This is a genomic window from Alteromonas sp. H02, assembly GCF_059682525.1.
The window spans coordinates 2446495-2462195 of sequence record NZ_CM185021.1 but is presented as its reverse complement, the minus strand read 5'-3'; the positions used below and the strand labels follow the sequence as shown (position 1 = coordinate 2462195).

At 50.0% G+C, this 15701-nt stretch carries 15 protein-coding genes; 9 read left to right on the top strand and 6 right to left on the bottom strand.

The features are described 5' to 3' along the window. The first annotated feature begins 53 nt into the window (after positions 1–53). The 6 genes from AC566Q_RS11400 to AC566Q_RS11375 all read left to right on the top strand — a co-directional run bounded on the left by AC566Q_RS11400 (position 54) and on the right by AC566Q_RS11375 (position 6914). Entirely contained in the window at positions 54–320 is a 267-nt protein-coding gene (locus AC566Q_RS11400; protein ID WP_499616770.1) for a hypothetical protein, read from the top strand. Beyond that, positions 321–2906 (top strand): response regulator, encoded by a 2586-nt coding sequence (locus AC566Q_RS11395; protein WP_499617484.1) that lies wholly within the window; start codon positions 321–323, stop codon positions 2904–2906. It begins immediately after the preceding gene. A gap of 79 nt (positions 2907–2985) precedes the next feature. Then, positions 2986–4224 carry a molybdopterin molybdotransferase MoeA gene (moeA, locus tag AC566Q_RS11390; RefSeq protein WP_499616768.1) on the top strand — a complete coding sequence of 413 codons (1239 nt, stop codon included), beginning with the start codon at positions 2986–2988 and terminating at the stop codon, positions 4222–4224. Beyond that, positions 4224–5594 carry an MATE family efflux transporter gene (locus AC566Q_RS11385; RefSeq protein WP_499616765.1) on the top strand — a complete coding sequence of 457 codons (1371 nt, stop codon included), beginning with the start codon at positions 4224–4226 and terminating at the stop codon, positions 5592–5594. Before moeA ends, AC566Q_RS11385 begins: the two co-directional genes overlap by 1 nt. 87 nt (positions 5595–5681) lie before the next feature. Then, the gene (locus AC566Q_RS11380; RefSeq protein WP_499616762.1) at positions 5682–6284 is read left to right on the top strand and encodes a methyltransferase family protein; all 603 of its coding nucleotides are present in this window, start codon (positions 5682–5684) and stop codon (positions 6282–6284) included. Between the two features lie 3 nt (positions 6285–6287). Then, entirely contained in the window at positions 6288–6914 is a 627-nt protein-coding gene (locus AC566Q_RS11375; protein WP_499616760.1) for a MarC family protein, read from the top strand. Here AC566Q_RS11375 and AC566Q_RS11370 read toward each other — a convergent pair. The 5 genes from AC566Q_RS11370 to AC566Q_RS11350 all read right to left on the bottom strand — a co-directional run bounded on the left by AC566Q_RS11370 (position 6911) and on the right by AC566Q_RS11350 (position 11585). After that, positions 6911–7681, bottom strand: coding sequence for a rhomboid family intramembrane serine protease (locus AC566Q_RS11370; protein ID WP_499616757.1), 771 nt, complete (start codon positions 7679–7681; stop codon positions 6911–6913). The genes AC566Q_RS11375 and AC566Q_RS11370 overlap by 4 nt on opposite strands. Positions 7682–7711: 30 nt before the next feature. After that, entirely contained in the window at positions 7712–8293 is a 582-nt protein-coding gene (locus AC566Q_RS11365) for a nucleotidyltransferase family protein (protein WP_499616754.1), read from the bottom strand. Next, on the bottom strand, positions 8290–9504 hold the full coding sequence (locus AC566Q_RS11360) for an RDD family protein (protein WP_499616752.1): 1215 nt from the start codon (positions 9502–9504) through the stop codon (positions 8290–8292). Before AC566Q_RS11360 ends, AC566Q_RS11365 begins: the two co-directional genes overlap by 4 nt. A 66-nt stretch (positions 9505–9570) precedes the next feature. Beyond that, positions 9571–10749, bottom strand: coding sequence for a vWA domain-containing protein (locus AC566Q_RS11355; RefSeq protein WP_499616749.1), 1179 nt, complete (start codon positions 10747–10749; stop codon positions 9571–9573). Next, entirely contained in the window at positions 10749–11585 is an 837-nt protein-coding gene (locus tag AC566Q_RS11350; protein WP_499616747.1) for an AAA family ATPase, read from the bottom strand. Before AC566Q_RS11350 ends, AC566Q_RS11355 begins: the two co-directional genes overlap by 1 nt. A 181-nt stretch (positions 11586–11766) precedes the next feature. Between AC566Q_RS11350 and cysK the strand changes: the two genes are divergently transcribed. Beyond that, complete coding sequence (cysK, locus tag AC566Q_RS11345; protein ID WP_105933201.1) at positions 11767–12732, top strand: cysteine synthase A; 966 nt, start codon at positions 11767–11769, stop codon at positions 12730–12732. Positions 12733–12849: 117 nt separating this feature from the next. Then, positions 12850–13305, top strand: coding sequence for a hypothetical protein (locus AC566Q_RS11340; protein ID WP_123327082.1), 456 nt, complete (start codon positions 12850–12852; stop codon positions 13303–13305). Positions 13306–13351: 46 nt separating this feature from the next. Here AC566Q_RS11340 and AC566Q_RS11335 read toward each other — a convergent pair whose 3' ends face one another. After that, positions 13352–13738, bottom strand: coding sequence for a c-type cytochrome (locus AC566Q_RS11335; protein ID WP_105933199.1), 387 nt, complete (start codon positions 13736–13738; stop codon positions 13352–13354). A 249-nt stretch (positions 13739–13987) separates the two neighbouring features. Between AC566Q_RS11335 and AC566Q_RS11330 the strand changes: the two genes are divergently transcribed. Next, on the top strand, positions 13988–15265 hold the full coding sequence (locus AC566Q_RS11330; RefSeq protein ID WP_499616744.1) for an O-acetylhomoserine aminocarboxypropyltransferase/cysteine synthase family protein: 1278 nt from the start codon (positions 13988–13990) through the stop codon (positions 15263–15265). The last annotated feature ends 436 nt before the right edge of the window (positions 15266–15701 follow it).

The window sequence follows — 15701 nt, the reverse complement described above, 5'->3', positions numbered from 1 at the left end:
CATGCACTTTCCTGTTACCTTTGCTAATCAGCCACTATTAGCCAACGAGGCCTATGCAGACATCCGCCAAAACCATCCGACAACGCTGGCTTACTGCTGAAGTTATTTTAATTACCGCCGTTGCCTATTTTGTGCTGGGGTATATCGGACAGCTAATGGCAGTTCCTCCGGGTCTGGCTACTATCATATGGCCGGCAGCAGGTCTTGCTTTGGCTGCAGTTCTGGCATTCGGCCAACGGGCATTACCAGGGGTTTTTATTGGATCATTGAGTATCAGTCTGTATGTTCGATTAAGCACTGGTACAGAAATCAGCGACTGACTGATACCGCTTCTCCTGGCACTGTATGCCACACTACAGGCCCACGTGGGCTATCTGCTTGTTCGGCGGTTTGTGGGGTTTCCCATGACCTACCGCAAGCCAGCAGTAATTTTCCGATTCCTGTTTGTTACAGCAGTGCTGAGCACGCTGGTAGGCTGTACCTTAAGCGTCATGTTGCTGCTGCAACAAGGCATTATCAGCGAGGAAAACCTGTTATCTACCTGGCTAAGCTGGTGGACGGGCGATGCCATAGGAATTATTTTCACCCTGCCCTGGCTGTTATCCTTGTTTCCCCGCCTTGCGGTTACGCCTTTTCCCCGCAGTCGCTTTACTATTACTTCTCTGGCCGGATTTACACTGTCTGCTGCCGTATTATGCACATTGGCCATAAACGAAGAACGCAATAAGCAAACCGCCGAGTTTAATAACGATGCCAGTACCCTGGCCAACAATCTTGAGGCCAGTGTCAGTAACGCTACAAACATTCTTTATTCGGTTGCCGGCCTGGTAAAGGCCGAACCTAATCTAACGCCTACGCAATTTCGCCGGTTTACCGCCAGAATTCTTGATGAAAACCCAGTTTTACAAGGGCTGTCATGGAACATCCGGGTAACCGGCGATAACGTGCACCAACTCCAGTCTCAGCTTCAACGAAGCTATGCGACAGAGAACGCCAGTCTCGAATTTACCATCACCGAGCGTGATGCTAACGGTGAGCTCATCCCCTTTACGCCGCGTCCTTTGCACGTAGTGGTGGCCTTTATTAAACCCTTTGCCGACAACGTCAAAGCCCTTGGTTATGATGTGTATTCGCAGGCGTCCCGCCAGGAAGCCTTAAAGGTTGCCTGGCAAACCGAACAAATCTACCCCACTACCCCTATCATGCTGGTACAGGCCGATAGCCAGCAAGCTGGGGTACTGCTTTTCCTGCCGGTTAAATCCGATCAGCAAAGTACCTTTCAAAACGGATATGCCACCGGTGTTATTCGCGCTCAGGATCTGGCGTCTGTGGCTTTTAGCAAGGCAGAAAACAACCACGCGATTTTGTTGATGGATCCCATGGCCGGTATCGAATCTGGTATCCTGTACAGTAAAAATCTGAGCCCCACGCAGCAACAACGGTTATCTTCTGCCAGCCAGAATGAGCAACAGCTCAATGACGAATTCCCCTTGCTCAACCGCTACGAAATATCACTGGGAGCCAGAAGCTGGGAATTGTATATCGCCAACGAAAGTATCTTTATCTATCAGCCCTGGGGAGTACATCTGTTACTCGCCAGTGCCACTTTATTTGCTGGTCTGCTCGGTTGGTTTATGATCATTGTTGCCGGCTATACCGATGAAATAGAATTTGAAGTAGACAAACGCACCAAGGAGCTCTCGCTCACTAACCAGCGCCTGGTGCTTTCAGAACAGCGACAGAACGAAGCCATGCAACAGGCCGATAAATCTAACCGGGCAAAAAGTGAGTTTCTGGCCAACATGAGTCATGAGATCAGGACGCCAATGAATGCCATTCTGGGCCTTAGCCGGCTTGGCCTTAAGGATCACACGCCGGATCAGGCGAAAGACCGGTTTAGCAAAATCCATCAGGCCGGTGAACTGCTGCTGAGTATCATCAACGATATTCTCGATTTCTCAAAAATCGAAGCCAATAAAATGAATCTCGAGTCGGTCACGTTCTCGCTGCGTGAAATCGTCGGTCAGCTCGATGATTTATTCCGTGGTCAGGCCGAAAGCAAAGGGCTTAGTTTCTCCTGCCGCTTTGGCAAGATCTCCCAGGCGTACTTTGTGGGCGATTCTCTGCGTATTAAACAGGTACTGGCCAACCTGCTAAGTAATGCCATTAAGTTTACCCACGAGGGAAGCGTTACCCTGATGGTCGAGCAACTGCAAGATAGTAACGGTAAAAACCTGCTTTGCTGGCATGTACAGGACTCGGGGATCGGGATGAGCCCGGAATTACAGGCGGTATTATTTGAGGCCTTTACTCAGGCCGATTCCTCCACCAGCCGGGTGTATGGCGGCTCAGGGCTGGGAATGACTATCAGTCATCGCCTGACCACCGCCATGGGCGGTGAGTTACATGTCAACAGTGAATTAGGCAAAGGTTCTGAATTTACCTTTACCGTACCGGTTACCGTACCTACTACCGAACAACGGGCGCATTATCAGAACCTCGCCAGTAGCACCCCACAAGTGGAACTGCCGGGGCCTGCCAACATTCTGGTGGTGGAAGACAACCTGATTAATCAGGAAGTCATTAAAGAACAGCTTAGTGGCCTGGGCATGAAAATCACCCTGGCCAATAACGGTCAGGAAGCGGTCGAACAGGTACGCAAAAGCGCCTTCGATATCGTCCTGATGGATATTCAGATGCCAGTGATGGACGGTTACACCGCAACCCGAGAAATCCGCCAGTTGGGCATTGTGGTGCCAATCGTCGCCCTCACCGCCGCCGCCATGTTCGAAGACAAGCAAAAAGCCCTGGCAGCAGGTATGAATGACCACTTAAGCAAGCCCTTTAAAGAAGCTGAAATTCTGGCCATGATTAGCAAATGGTATAACCACTCTGCAAACGGGTGAAAGCCTGGGATAGCAGGCATGTAAAAGTCGCGCGTGATAGTGCTATACTCCGCAGCAAATTTTGTTGAGTCAGTGCCTTATGTCTAATTCTCCCTGGTTATCTTTATCCGATGCAATCGCTACTATGCTCAGTCATACGCAGCCGGTAAGCGTTAGTGAACAAGCAGATGTAAAAGCGGCCGTTGGCCGGGTACTGGCCATGCCTGTGATTGCTTCGCTTAACGTGCCGCCCTGCAATAACTCGGCAATGGATGGTTACGCGCTTAAAAGTAGCGATGGTCAGGCGGGCAATACGCTTAAGGTGGTCGGTACCGTTTTTGCTGGTGACAGTCAGTCACCATCAGTGTTAGCCGGCCAGTGTGTGCGTATTATGACCGGCGCCCCAATTCCGGCCGATTGTGATGCAGTGGTCATCCAGGAAAATGTCAGTCGTGAAGACGATACTATTACGCTGCACACCGATACCGTAGAACTGGCGAATATTCGCGAGACCGGCAGCGATATCGCCCGGGGCGACCAGCTGTTTGATGCCGGGCATCGCTTAACCGCCACCGATACCATGTTATTAAGCTCACTGGGCCTCGCCACAGTAAACGTTTATCGCCAGCTTAATATAGGCCTGCTTGCCACCGGCGATGAATTAGTCGAAGCCGGTAAACCACTTGCTACCGGCCAGATTTACGAGTCTAACCGCACTGGTGTAGCCGCTTTATTGCAAAACTGGCAGGTACAAATTAACAACCTGGGGATCGTGGCAGATAAGCCGGAAATCCTGAAACAGGTTCTACAGGAGGCTCAGCAAACCTGTGACGTGATCGTCTCTAGCGGCGGTGTTTCGGTAGGCGATGCGGATTTTGTAAAACCTGTGCTCGATGAGCTCGGCGAAATTGGCTTTTGGAAAGTCGCCATCAAACCGGGTAAACCCTTTGCATTTGGCCGCTTAGGCAATGCGGTGTTCTGTGGCCTGCCGGGTAATCCGGTTTCGGCTTGCGTTACTACCGAACAGTTAGTGGTACCGATGATCCGCCATTTGCAGGGCGAAACCGGTCTGGATAACGGTCATCGCCTTACCCTCAGGGCGCAGGTATCCCGCGACATTAAACGTCGCCCTGGCCGCCTGGATTTTCAGCGTGCTGTTTTCAGCCAGAATGAAGCCGGCACACTTATCGTTTCGCCACTGGCCAAACAAAGTTCCGGGGTGATGACCAGCTTTAGCCAGGCTAACTGCTACATGCTGATCCCGGCCGAAGCTGATGGGCTGAAAGCTGGCGACTGGGTAGAAATTCAACCTTTTTCTGTTGCCGGTAAGCTGGGTTGATGATGGTAATATCACCACGCACGGCACTGGAAAGCCGCCGCCTTATTAAGCTGGCCTGGCCGTTACTGATTGCGCAAATTACGCAGATGCTGATGGGCGTTAGCGATACAATTATCGCCGGGCGCTACAGCGCCGTAGACATGGCAGCAGTAGCCCTGGGGTTCAGTATTTCTATCCCGATTATGAGTTTTATACAAGGCATTGCACTGGCGATCCCGCCGCTCATCGCCCGCTTACAGGGTGCTAAAAGCGTTGATGATGTGGCTAACGCCACCCAACAAGCCGGCTATCTGCTGTTACTGGTAAGTATTGTGCCTTTCTTTGGCGCATTTTACGCCCGTAGCATTGTGAGTTTGTTTCCCATGGAAGCTAACCTTGCCGGGATCACGGCCGAGTATGTGTATTACGTGTTTCTGGCGTTTCCGGCCTTTGCGCTGTACCAATGGTCACGTAATTACTGTGAAGCGCTGGGCCATACTAAACCCAGCATGATCATTACGGTAATTGGTCTGGCGGTAAATATCGCCGGCAACTTCCTGTTTGTTTACGGCGGTTTAGGTATCGAGGCTATGGGCGGCGCAGGATGTGGTGTTGCCACAGCGCTGGTGTTTGTGGCAATGGCCATTGCCACAATAATTTACATTACTCTGGCACCCCGCTTGCGCCGTTACCAGTTATTTCTGCTCTGGCATAAACCGCACTGGCGTACCATCTCACAAACGTTTCGCCTTGGTCTGCCTATTGCCATGACGGTGCTGTTTGAAGTCACCTTATTTGCGGTAATTGCTCTGTTACTGGCCCCATTTGGTGCCAATATCGTCGCGGCTCATCAAATAGCGTTAAACTTTTCAGCACTGATGTTTATGTTTCCACTCAGCATGGGCATGGCTATTTCTATTCGGGTCAGTTTCCGGATGGGCCAGCACAGAATTCGCCAGGCGCGCGTGGCAGTAAAAAGTGCTATGGTGATAGGCCTGAGCGTAGCCTGTTTAACCGCCACCTTTACCCTGTTGGCTAAAGGGCTGATCATCAGTCTTTATACCAATAACCAAGCCGTAATTGCCATTTCATCCCAACTGTTAATCTACGCGGCGCTGTTTCAGTTCTCCGACGCTATTCAGGTGATTTCGGCCAACGTTCTTCGTGGTTACAAAGACACCACCGCTATGTTCTATATTACATTTTGTGCTTACTGGCTGATTGGACTGCCCATTGGTGTGATTTTAGGTCGCACAGACTGGCTCAGCAGCGAGCCAATGGCAGCTGATGGCTTCTGGATAGGTATTATTGCCGGGCTGACCAGCGCTGCTATCATGCTCGGCTACCGGCTGTACATTGTGCAAAAAAGGCTCGAATCCGCACCGGCTTGAGGTGAAACGGGGTGTCATTGGCAAACCTGACTTGCACGCCTGATATTAATACGCAATCATCAATACAGGTTCACATAGGAGTGGTGTATGGAAGATTTTTTCCTGCTGCGGTATTTTCTGGCGGGCTTCTTTACCTTTGTAGCGGTATTTTACACCGCACTAATTCTGTATAAAAAACGCACGCACCAGCCCGTTGTTTCTATGGGGCCCACTTACAGTTGCCATTGGTGGAATCACCTGGCATTCAGAGTCTTTCGCGCCACCATCTGGCTGGTAACGGTAGTTATCGCCTTCAACCCAGCGGTCTTTAAGTATTTACTGCCTTTCGGATGGCTGCTTTTAGCGCCATTGCAGTGGTCTGGTGCAGGCTTATTGTTGCTTGGTTTTACGCTTGCCGTGGGGGCTAATTTCTCGCTGGGTAAGCAATGGCGAAGCGGCATTGTAAACAATGCTAATCATGATCTCATTGAGCACGGTTTGTATAGTATCAGTCGTAATCCGGGCTACATCGGCGTTGCCATTGCACAGGTTGGTTTTTTTCTGGCATTACCCTGCCTGTTTAGCCTGGTTTGCCTGCTGGTTGGACTGGCAGCGCTGCGCCAGCAAACTCATTTAGAGGAAGATTTTTTAAATGCCCGCTACAAAAACCGTTATCTGGCTTACCAAAACCTGGTACCGCGCTGGTTATAATTTATGATCGATTTTATCCCGGTTCTCATCTACTTTTTTGCGGTTATTGATCCTATCGGTACCCTGCCGGTATTTATTGCTGCCACCAAACAGCATACTGTAAAGCAACGCCGGTTCATTGCGCTCATGGCGTTTCTTACTTCCAGCATTATTCTGTTGTTTTTTATCGTCGCTGGCGAAATCATCCTAACGGCCATGCATATACCCTTAGCGGCATTTCAGGTAGCCGGCGGTATAGTGCTGTTTCTGTTTGCGCTGACCATGATTTTTGGTGAAAGCAAACCAGAACAGGAAATAAAAATGGCCGCCACCATCAGGGAAACGGCGGTTTTTCCCATTGCCGTTCCCTCTATTGCCAGCCCTGGTGCCATGCTGGCCGCCGTGTTACTAACCAAAAATAACGTATATACGTTGTGGGAACAGGCACAAACTGCCGCCATGATGATGATTGTGCTGTTAATTACACTGGTACTCATGCTGACATCGACAGTGATTATGAGGCTTATTGGCAGTGCCGGTGCCAGTATTATCAGCCGCGTGATGGGGTTTATCCTGGCCTCGTTGGCCACTACCAACATCCTCGCCGGGATCAGCGACTACTTTGGCCTGAGTGTGGCCGCAGTGAGTTAGTGATAGTGGTGATGGCCGTGGCGGTCGATGTTGTGATACGTCGCTTCATGCCCTGCCCGGCCTTTCGGTTCAGCTTCAGAGTCTGGCTTACCCGGCTCTGCCGGCCCCTCAGGATAGCGCGCCTGACGCCATAAATCGCCAATAACCGGATCATCCCGCTCAGGCTCTTCATCCTGCCACTGATAGTGTTTTTCGGCCAGTTTAGGATCATGGCGCCAGAATATCAGGGCTGCCACTACGCCACCTAATGCACCAAAGAAATGGGCTTCGTAAGAAATGCCGGGATCGCGAGGGAAGATCGACATGATCATGCCGCCGTACATAAAAAAGGCGATCATCATCAGCGCTACCGAACGCTTGTCTTTGCGCAGCAAGCTCACCGTAAATAAAAAGAAGAACAAGCCGTGACTAACACCACTGGCGCCCAGATGCACCGATTCGCGGCCAAACAACCACACGCCCAGCCCCGAACCTACCCAGGCAAATATCAGTACTTTTAAACGGGAGTTGGGGTAGCCATAGCGCAGCATGGCGCCCAGTACGATAAGCGGCAGCGTGTTATTAAACAAATGTTCATAAGAGCCATGTACCAGTGCTGAAGTGACTACCCCGTACAACCGGTTCCAGTCATGCGGAATAACACCCAGCACATTTAACGGCAGCTCAAACAATACCCCTGCCGACTGGATTACCCAGAGCAGCGCAACGGCTATTACCACCGGCAGGATGGCAGAGCTTAATGCATAGTTTGATTTGGCTTGATTCATTCTCCAGATATAGGGCTGGGTTCTGATAAATCAATCGAGCTTTTGCCAATCAGCCGGATAATCGATGTCGGTCAACGAGTTAATACGCTTGGTCTGAATGCTGTCGGGAGACACTAACGCCAGCTTTCTGAGATACTTACCGGCACCGCTATCGCCTTGTAGTTGGTTTAGTACAGTTAGTGATTGGGGTGGAAATATGACTGGCGGGCCAATGATCCCCTGGCAGTTTGTAGCCGTGATAACCGGGTTGCTGGCATAGTCTGTCGTCAGTGAGCTGATTAATCCTGCACTGATACCGGCCTGATCGCCAAGCCCAATCATTAGTCCATCGTAACCTGTTAAATCAAGCGCTGCAGCCGTGCGCACACTGGCAGCCATTCCCTCCTGCCAGTCGTCTACATAGTGGTGGGTAACGCCGTTGGGCAGTGTTTCACAAATAGCGTTGTGCCAATAGCCGGTAAGCACTACGATATCTGTGAACCCTGCTTTTATATATTCACTAATGACATGGTGAAGTAGCGGTTGCTGACTGGCCGGATGCACTGCGAGTAACTTGTTGCCGCCATAACGGCTGGCACAGCCAGCAGCTAACAGTGCCAGTCGCAGGGTCATGCTTGCTCCGGCTTGTGATGTTCACTAATTAACTGAGGAATAGGCACGGCGCCGGGCGGACGATACAACACCAGGGTTTCAGCAATTTTATCCTGAATGGTCTGGCGGTTAGGATCCCAGAATATCTGTAAAAATCCCAGTAAACCGGTGGCGATGCCGGCGGTATAACCACCATAGCGGCCAAAACTTTCAAATAAATTCAGCGGGCTGCCATCAAGCTTGACAACTTTGATGCGCATGATGCGCTTGCCAATGGTATGGCCACGCCACCACGCTGTTAGCACACTGTAATACAGTGCAGCCCAACCAAAACCGAGGCCGAGATCTTTGATAATACCATCTACCCAGCTGATCAAACTGTTGGTTTTCGCAGTGTCGTTATCTTTTCCGAGGCCAAGTTTTAGCACTGGTTCGTCTGCTGGCTCAGACACCTTCTCAGGCGTTGGCAACGATCCTGCCTGCTCTGGATCAATAACGTCCATTGAACCGGCACGCAGTCCTTCTCTGATAGCCGCCTGCACTTCATCATTCTTTGCGTCGCTGTCTGAATCCGGGTCCATAGCCAAACTTTGGCTAAATGCATTAACAAACAACGCTCTTAACTGGTTTTGCTGTGCCGCTGTGAGGTCTTTATTGGCCAGAAACGCGTCAAACTCCTGGATGGCTTCCTGTTCAGTGTCACCGGTACTAGCGAAAGCTTCACCAAAACCGGCAGCCACTTCGCCGTAGCAGCTAAACTCACCCTCGCAACTCTGCCAGGCAAATTTTTGTGCCACATTGAGAACCGAAGACGCCAGCGCTGAATCGCGGGGGATCTCCTTTATTTTCGGTGTAGTGTTATAACCATCAACCAGCACAAAAGTCACAACAAACAATAAGCAGGCCGCACTCAGGCGCAGCATCTTACGGGCAAAACTGCGTTTGTTCTCGCCCTCAGCCAGATGCTTACCGGCCCGGAAAAACGTAATAGCCACAAAAAAGGCCAGTACTAAGGCGTGAGCAGTGCTTAATAACACCACCAAAGAAGCATCAATACACTGGGCAACCAAGCGCCTCATAGGCGAAGCCAGCGGCTGCCCAAGCAGTTCATCAGCCACCCCAAAGGCATACGGCGTAACAATTTCGCGGGTTTCTTTGGCGCTTAACGCTTCCGGCGCTTCGCTTTGCTGTTTGCTGTTGTCAGGTAATTGCTCTGATGCTTCGACTGTCATGTCACTGTTTCCCTTATTGTTATTCTATTTATACTCTCATTGCCTCGTTGAGCAAAATTCAAATTGTTACTTTTTTTGTAATGCCGAAATGCCGTCAGATAAGCCCTGTAAAGTTAATGGAAACATCTTATCTGCCATTAATTCCTTAATCAGTGCAACAGACTGATAATATTCCCAGTATTGCTGCGGCTGCGGGTTGAGCCAGATGCAATGGGTAAAATGACTGGTAATACGGTTTAGCCAGGTCGCCCCTGGCTCTTCATTCCAGTGCTCTACACTGCCACCTGGATAAGCAATTTCATATGGCCCCATGGTGGCATCCCCCACAAAAATCACCTTGCAGTCCGGGCCGTATTTATGAATCACATCCCACACGTCCATACGTTCACTGTCGCGCCGTGCATTGTCTTTCCACACGGATTCATATACACAGTTGTGAAAATAATAGTAGTCGAGGTATTTAAACTCAGCATGCACGGCCGAAAACAACTCCTCCACACCTTTGATATAACTGTCCATTGAACCGCCAATATCAAAGAACATTAACACCTTCACGGCATTATGCCGTTCCGGTCGCATATGGATATCGAGCAGGCCGCCCTGCTTTGCCGTATTAGAAATGGTGGAGGAGATGTCTAATTCCTCGCTGGCGGCGCCGCGGGCGAACTGGCGTAACTTGCGAAGGGCCATTTTAAGGTTACGCGTACCCAGCTCTGCATTACCGTCGAGATTCTTAAATTCCCTTTTATCCCAGACCTTTACGGCTGAAAAGCGGCGATTACCATCTTGCCCTATTCGCACGCCCTCGGGGTTATCACCATAGGCACCAAACGGGCTGGTACCACCGGTACCAACCCATTTATTGCCGCCGGCGTGGCGCTTTTTCTGTTCATCGAGTCGATCACGAAGCTTTTTCATCAGCTCATCGAGGCCGCCTTCCTGGCGTAGCTTTTCTCGCTCTTCGGCCGATAAACGTTTTTCAAATTCCTTGCGTAGCCATTCTTCATCGATGCTATCACCAAACAAATCGATAGCTTCCACCCCTTCAAAATAGCTGGCAAACGCCCGGTCGTACTTATCGAACTGTGACTCATCTTTAACCAGCGTAATACGCGCCAGATGATAAAAGGCTGCCACATCAGCGAAGATAACCTGCTGCTCCAGCGCCCGGATCAAATCCAGTAGCTCGCGCAGGCTGGTTTTTACCCCATAGCGTCTGAGCGTAAAAAAGAAATCAACCAGCATTAGCGACGTGCCATAAAGACCAGTTTTTCGAACAGGTGAATATCCTGCTCGTTTTTAAGCAATGCGCCATACAGCGGCGGTATACTGGCCTTACCCTCTTTATCCTGCAAAGCCTCAGGCGGAATATCTTCTGCCACCAGCAACTTGAGCCAGTCAATCAACTCCGAGGTAGAAGGCTTTTTCTTGAGGCCCGGAATATCCCGCAGTTTAAAGAACGACGTTAATGCTTCCTCTAACAGGCGTGATTTAATCTTTGGAAAATGCACTTCCACAATCTGGCGCATTTCATCTGGCGTTGGAAACTTAATGTAATGAAAGAAACAACGCCGCAGGAACGCGTCGGGCAGTTCTTTTTCGTTGTTTGAGGTAATCACCACGATGGGCCGGATAGCCGCTTTAATACGTTGCTGGGTTTCATATACATAGAATTCCATCTTATCCAGCTCAAGCAGCAGGTCGTTAGGAAACTCAATGTCAGCTTTGTCTATTTCGTCAATCAGTAACACCGGGCGTTTTTCAGCCTCAAAGGCTTCCCATAATTTACCTTTTACAATGTAATTGCTGATGTCGTGAACCCGATCGTCGCCTAACTGCGAGTCACGCAGACGCGACACTGCATCATATTCGTACAGGCCCTGCTGTGCTTTGGTGGTCGATTTGATGTGCCACTGAATTAAATCCGTGCCTAAGCTGGCCGCCAGTTCCTCAGCCAGCAAGGTTTTGCCCGTTCCCGGCTCGCCTTTGATTAACAGGGGTCGTTCGAGGGTGATCGCTGCATTTACTGCCAGTTGCAGGTCATCACTGGCGATATAACTGTCGGTGCCTTGAAATGCCATTAGGATCCTTATTTCGTTTAACCATTAAAATAACCATATCATATAGCAAAAATCACTTTGCATTTTATGACTTAATAACAATGATATAAGGGTAACCAAATAAGCTCCACCAATAATCTCTGTGAGATTTGTCAGCCTGAACAAAAGCGCGCTGGAGCCAAGACAATCAAAAGGAATAACCATGCAAGTATTTGAAGATAATTCACTGGCCATTGGTAACACGCCACTCGTGAAGCTAAAGCGCGTGACTGGCGGTAACGTATACGCAAAAATTGAATCCCGTAACCCAAGCTTCTCGGTTAAGTGCCGTATTGGCGCTAACATGATTTGGGATGCCGAAAAACGCGGAGTCCTCACCGAAGGCAAAGAGATTGTTGAGCCAACCAGTGGTAACACCGGTATTGCGCTGGCATTCGTCGCCGCGGCCCGTGGTTATAAAATTACCCTGACCATGCCTTCAAGCATGAGCCTTGAGCGTCGTAAGCTGCTTAAAGCGCTGGGTGCTAACCTGGTACTTACCGAGGCGCCTAAAGGCATGAAAGGTGCCGTTGCTGCCGCACAGGAGATTGTTGATTCCAACCCGGATAAGTACGTATTACTGCAACAGTTTGAAAACCCGGCCAACCCGGAAATTCATGAAAAAACCACCGGCCCGGAAATCTGGGAAGCCACCGACGGTAAAGTGGACGCGTTTGTAGCAGGTGTTGGTACCGGCGGAACCATTACTGGTGTTAGCCGTTACATCAAGAACACTCAGGGTAAGGCAATTACCTCTGTAGCGGTAGAACCCACTGATTCACCGGTTATCACACAGGCGAAAGCTGGTGAAGAACTGACGCCGGGACCACACAAAATTCAGGGTATCGGTGCCGGCTTTATTCCGGGTAACCTCGACCTTGATCTGGTAGATGAAGTCGAACAGGTCAGCAACGATGAGTGTATGGAAATGGCCCACCGCCTGATGAAAGAGGAAGGTATCCTGGCGGGTATTTCTTCTGGTGCAGCTGTGGTTGCCGCCAAGCGCTTTGCTGAACGTCCTGAGAACAAAGACAAGATTGTGGTAGTGCTGCTTGCCAGTGGTACCGAGCGTTATCTGTCCAGCCCACTTTTCGCTGGCGCCTTTGGCGATCAGGAAGAAGTACAGTAATTGATTACTCAATAATCAATCAGAAACGGGGCCTTATGGCCCCGTTTTTTTATCCGTTTGCCAAATAAATAGACTAAAGTTACAGTAAGGCACTGATTAATACCGGTGGTTATAGTTATGCCGTTACGCTTTCGTTTATTTATTATCCCTTTTATTGCTATCTTCCTGCTCAGCGCCTGCGAAAAAGAAGAGCGCATTGGCCGTTACGGCATGCTCGATGAAAACACCCCGGAATATACCGCGGTAATGTTTATTCGTGGCGTGTACCTGGATGAAAACCTTGACCGTGCGGTGGAGTTAAGTACCGATCGCATGGCCCGGATCCTGAAACGCTATCACACCCAGAACAATGTTCAGCGCCATGTATTTAACCTTAAATACGATACAGTGGAAGTGACTCCACAAACCAGTCAATCGGTTGGCCGAACCGAATATGCCGACAACGCTAATGTTACGCTATTTTTTTCTGGTCAGTATAACGGCGATAAAGTCGAAGATTTACGTACGCTGGAGCTTAAGAAAGTGAGCGGTCAGTGGAAGGTCGATAAAATTCAGGCTGATCCCTTTTTATAACCACGATCCCGGGCTGGCCGGGACCGTAATAGTCTATCGATAGTGATTAATCGGCTAAGTGCAGGATCCAGCCCACCAGCTCATTAGCCTGCTCTTTGTTGATGACCACTGAATTGGGTGGCATCGCAAAACCACTTACCTCACCTTTCCAGTGGCTGGCATAGGGGCTTGAACCATTCAGAACAGTAGTGACCAGCGCTTCCTGAGCATTCTCTACGTCACTGTATTTTTTCGCCACGTCCTGCCACGCCGGGCCAATCGGCTTTAAGCCTGCCGGGCCACTGCCGCCACTGGCGATTGAGTGGCAGGTAACGCAACCACTCTGATGAGCCAGATTGATCATTTTAACGTCCTGTGACTCAGTTTCTTTTGCTGCCAGACCGTTTGCCATCAGCGCTGCACCAATTGCCATCAAAACTACTGATTTTTTCATGGGTATTTCCTCATTTTAGTCTCGTTCTGTGAACGAAAAAGCGTGTCTGGTATCAAGCATAGGTACAGTGGATTTCAGCAACAATCCTCCCAAAGTACTGGTTTGAACACCGCCTGATTTAGATCAATGAATTCAGCAGAGTAAGCGGTTAATCAGCCGGTAAATGTAAAATACTTGTTGCAGGTATAGATGACATAAACCATGATATTGACCGAGTTTTATTAAGGACATCTTAGGGTATTTATCACTATGAAATTAGAATCCATTGCACTGCACCACGGCTACGAGTCTGAAGCCACCACCAAGGCGGCAGCAGTACCGATTTATCAAACTACCTCCTACACCTTTGACGACACTCAGCATGGCGCTGATTTATTTGATCTTAAAGTGGCCGGAAATATTTATACCCGCATTATGAACCCTACCACAGCGGTTCTTGAGGAACGTGTAGCGGCAATGGAAGGTGGTATTGGCGCGCTGGCGCTGGCCTCGGGTATGGCTGCCATCACTTACGCTCTGCAGGCAATCTGTGAAGTGGGCAGCAACATTGTGAGCACCAGCCAGCTTTACGGCGGTACTTATAACCTGTTTGCGCATACGCTGCCGCGTCAGGGCGTGCAGGTAAAAATGGTCTCTCACGATGATTACGAAGGCTTTGATAAAGCTATTGATGAAAACACCAAAGCGGTATTTTGTGAGTCTATTGGTAACCCGGCCGGTAACGTAGTCGATATTCAGAAACTGGCCGAAATTGCTCATAAACATGGTGTGCCCGTGATCGTTGATAACACTGTTGCTACGCCTGTATTGTGTCGCCCCTTTGAACTGGGCGCGGATATCGTGGTGCACAGTCTCACCAAGTACATCGGTGGCCACGGCACCAGCGTGGGCGGCATTATTGTGGATAGCGGTAAGTTTGACTGGGCTGCAAATAAAGAGCGCTTTGCGGTTCTGAACGAACCCGACCCGTCATACCACGGCGTAGTGTATACCGAAGCACTTGGGCCTGCTGCCTACATCGGCCGTTGCCGGGTGGTCCCCCTGCGCAACACTGGCGCTGCAATCAGCCCGATGAATGCATTCCAGATCCTGCAGGGCCTGGAAACGCTGTGCCTGCGCATGGAGCGCCACTGTGAGAACGCCGAAAAGCTGGCCGCCTATCTGAGTAATCACGAAAAAGTCAGCTGGGTAAACTATGCTGGCCTGGCCGATAGTCCCTATCGCGACACCTGCGAAAAGATCACAGGCGGTAAAGCATCTGGCATCTTAAGTTTTGGTATTGAGGGCGGCCGTGAAGCCGGCGCACAGTTTATTGATGCGCTGCAGATGATTTTGCGCCTGGTAAACATTGGCGACGCCAAATCACTGGCCTGTCACCCGGCCACGACCACGCACCGTCAGTTAAACGAAGAAGAGTTAGCCAGTGCCGGGGTAAGCGCCGACCTGGTGCGAATTTCAGTGGGCATTGAAAACATCGACGACATCATTGCCGATGTTGAGCAAGCACTGAACGCCGTTAGCGTATAGTAAAAAACTGATCCTAAATACTTCACCTCATCACTATTGTATTGGAGCCTTAATATAAGTCGGAGAAAGAACAGAATGTGTGCCCTTCTTCAGTGTTGTCATTGTCACTGGCAGACATAACAAACTAGAAGAATCATCATGGATGAGGATTCAGTCGATGCGGCACAAGGATGTGCCGTCATTGACGGTCTAGTTTGTTCTGCCAGGGACAATGGCGCTGTTCACTGTTAAGGGCTGCGGGGAGTCCAGAGTGGTTCACGGTCACCGGGTCGCACAACACCCTTTGGTCGCTGCCGGCGACTCCGGCAACGAACGGTAATCATCATTCTTTGGTAGCCGCAAACAGCAAGTGGTAAGTATTACCTCAAATAATTAACTTATTTTTAGAGTTGGTTGTTGACGCTTAAAAATAAAATGCCGGTAAGTGATGCTTACC

Excerpts from the sequence above, each read along its gene's own strand:
- AC566Q_RS11330 (WP_499616744.1), top strand. The coding sequence starts at position 13,988 with ATGAAATTAGAATCCATTGCACTGCACCACGGCTACGAGTCTGAAGCC.
- AC566Q_RS11355 (WP_499616749.1), bottom strand. The coding sequence starts at position 10,749 with ATGCTGGTTGATTTCTTTTTTACGCTCAGACGCTATGGGGTAAAAACC.
- AC566Q_RS11380 (WP_499616762.1), top strand. The coding sequence starts at position 5,682 with ATGGAAGATTTTTTCCTGCTGCGGTATTTTCTGGCGGGCTTCTTTACC.
- AC566Q_RS11400 (WP_499616770.1), top strand. The coding sequence starts at position 54 with ATGCAGACATCCGCCAAAACCATCCGACAACGCTGGCTTACTGCTGAA.
- AC566Q_RS11335 (WP_105933199.1), bottom strand. The coding sequence starts at position 13,738 with ATGAAAAAATCAGTAGTTTTGATGGCAATTGGTGCAGCGCTGATGGCA.
- AC566Q_RS11350 (WP_499616747.1), bottom strand. The coding sequence starts at position 11,585 with ATGGCATTTCAAGGCACCGACAGTTATATCGCCAGTGATGACCTGCAA.
- cysK (WP_105933201.1), top strand. The coding sequence starts at position 11,767 with ATGCAAGTATTTGAAGATAATTCACTGGCCATTGGTAACACGCCACTC.
- AC566Q_RS11385 (WP_499616765.1), top strand. The coding sequence starts at position 4,224 with ATGATGGTAATATCACCACGCACGGCACTGGAAAGCCGCCGCCTTATT.
- AC566Q_RS11365 (WP_499616754.1), bottom strand. The coding sequence starts at position 8,293 with ATGACCCTGCGACTGGCACTGTTAGCTGCTGGCTGTGCCAGCCGTTAT.
- AC566Q_RS11375 (WP_499616760.1), top strand. The coding sequence starts at position 6,288 with ATGATCGATTTTATCCCGGTTCTCATCTACTTTTTTGCGGTTATTGAT.
- AC566Q_RS11370 (WP_499616757.1), bottom strand. The coding sequence starts at position 7,681 with ATGAATCAAGCCAAATCAAACTATGCATTAAGCTCTGCCATCCTGCCG.
- moeA (WP_499616768.1), top strand. The coding sequence starts at position 2,986 with ATGTCTAATTCTCCCTGGTTATCTTTATCCGATGCAATCGCTACTATG.
- AC566Q_RS11360 (WP_499616752.1), bottom strand. The coding sequence starts at position 9,504 with ATGACAGTCGAAGCATCAGAGCAATTACCTGACAACAGCAAACAGCAA.
- AC566Q_RS11340 (WP_123327082.1), top strand. The coding sequence starts at position 12,850 with ATGCCGTTACGCTTTCGTTTATTTATTATCCCTTTTATTGCTATCTTC.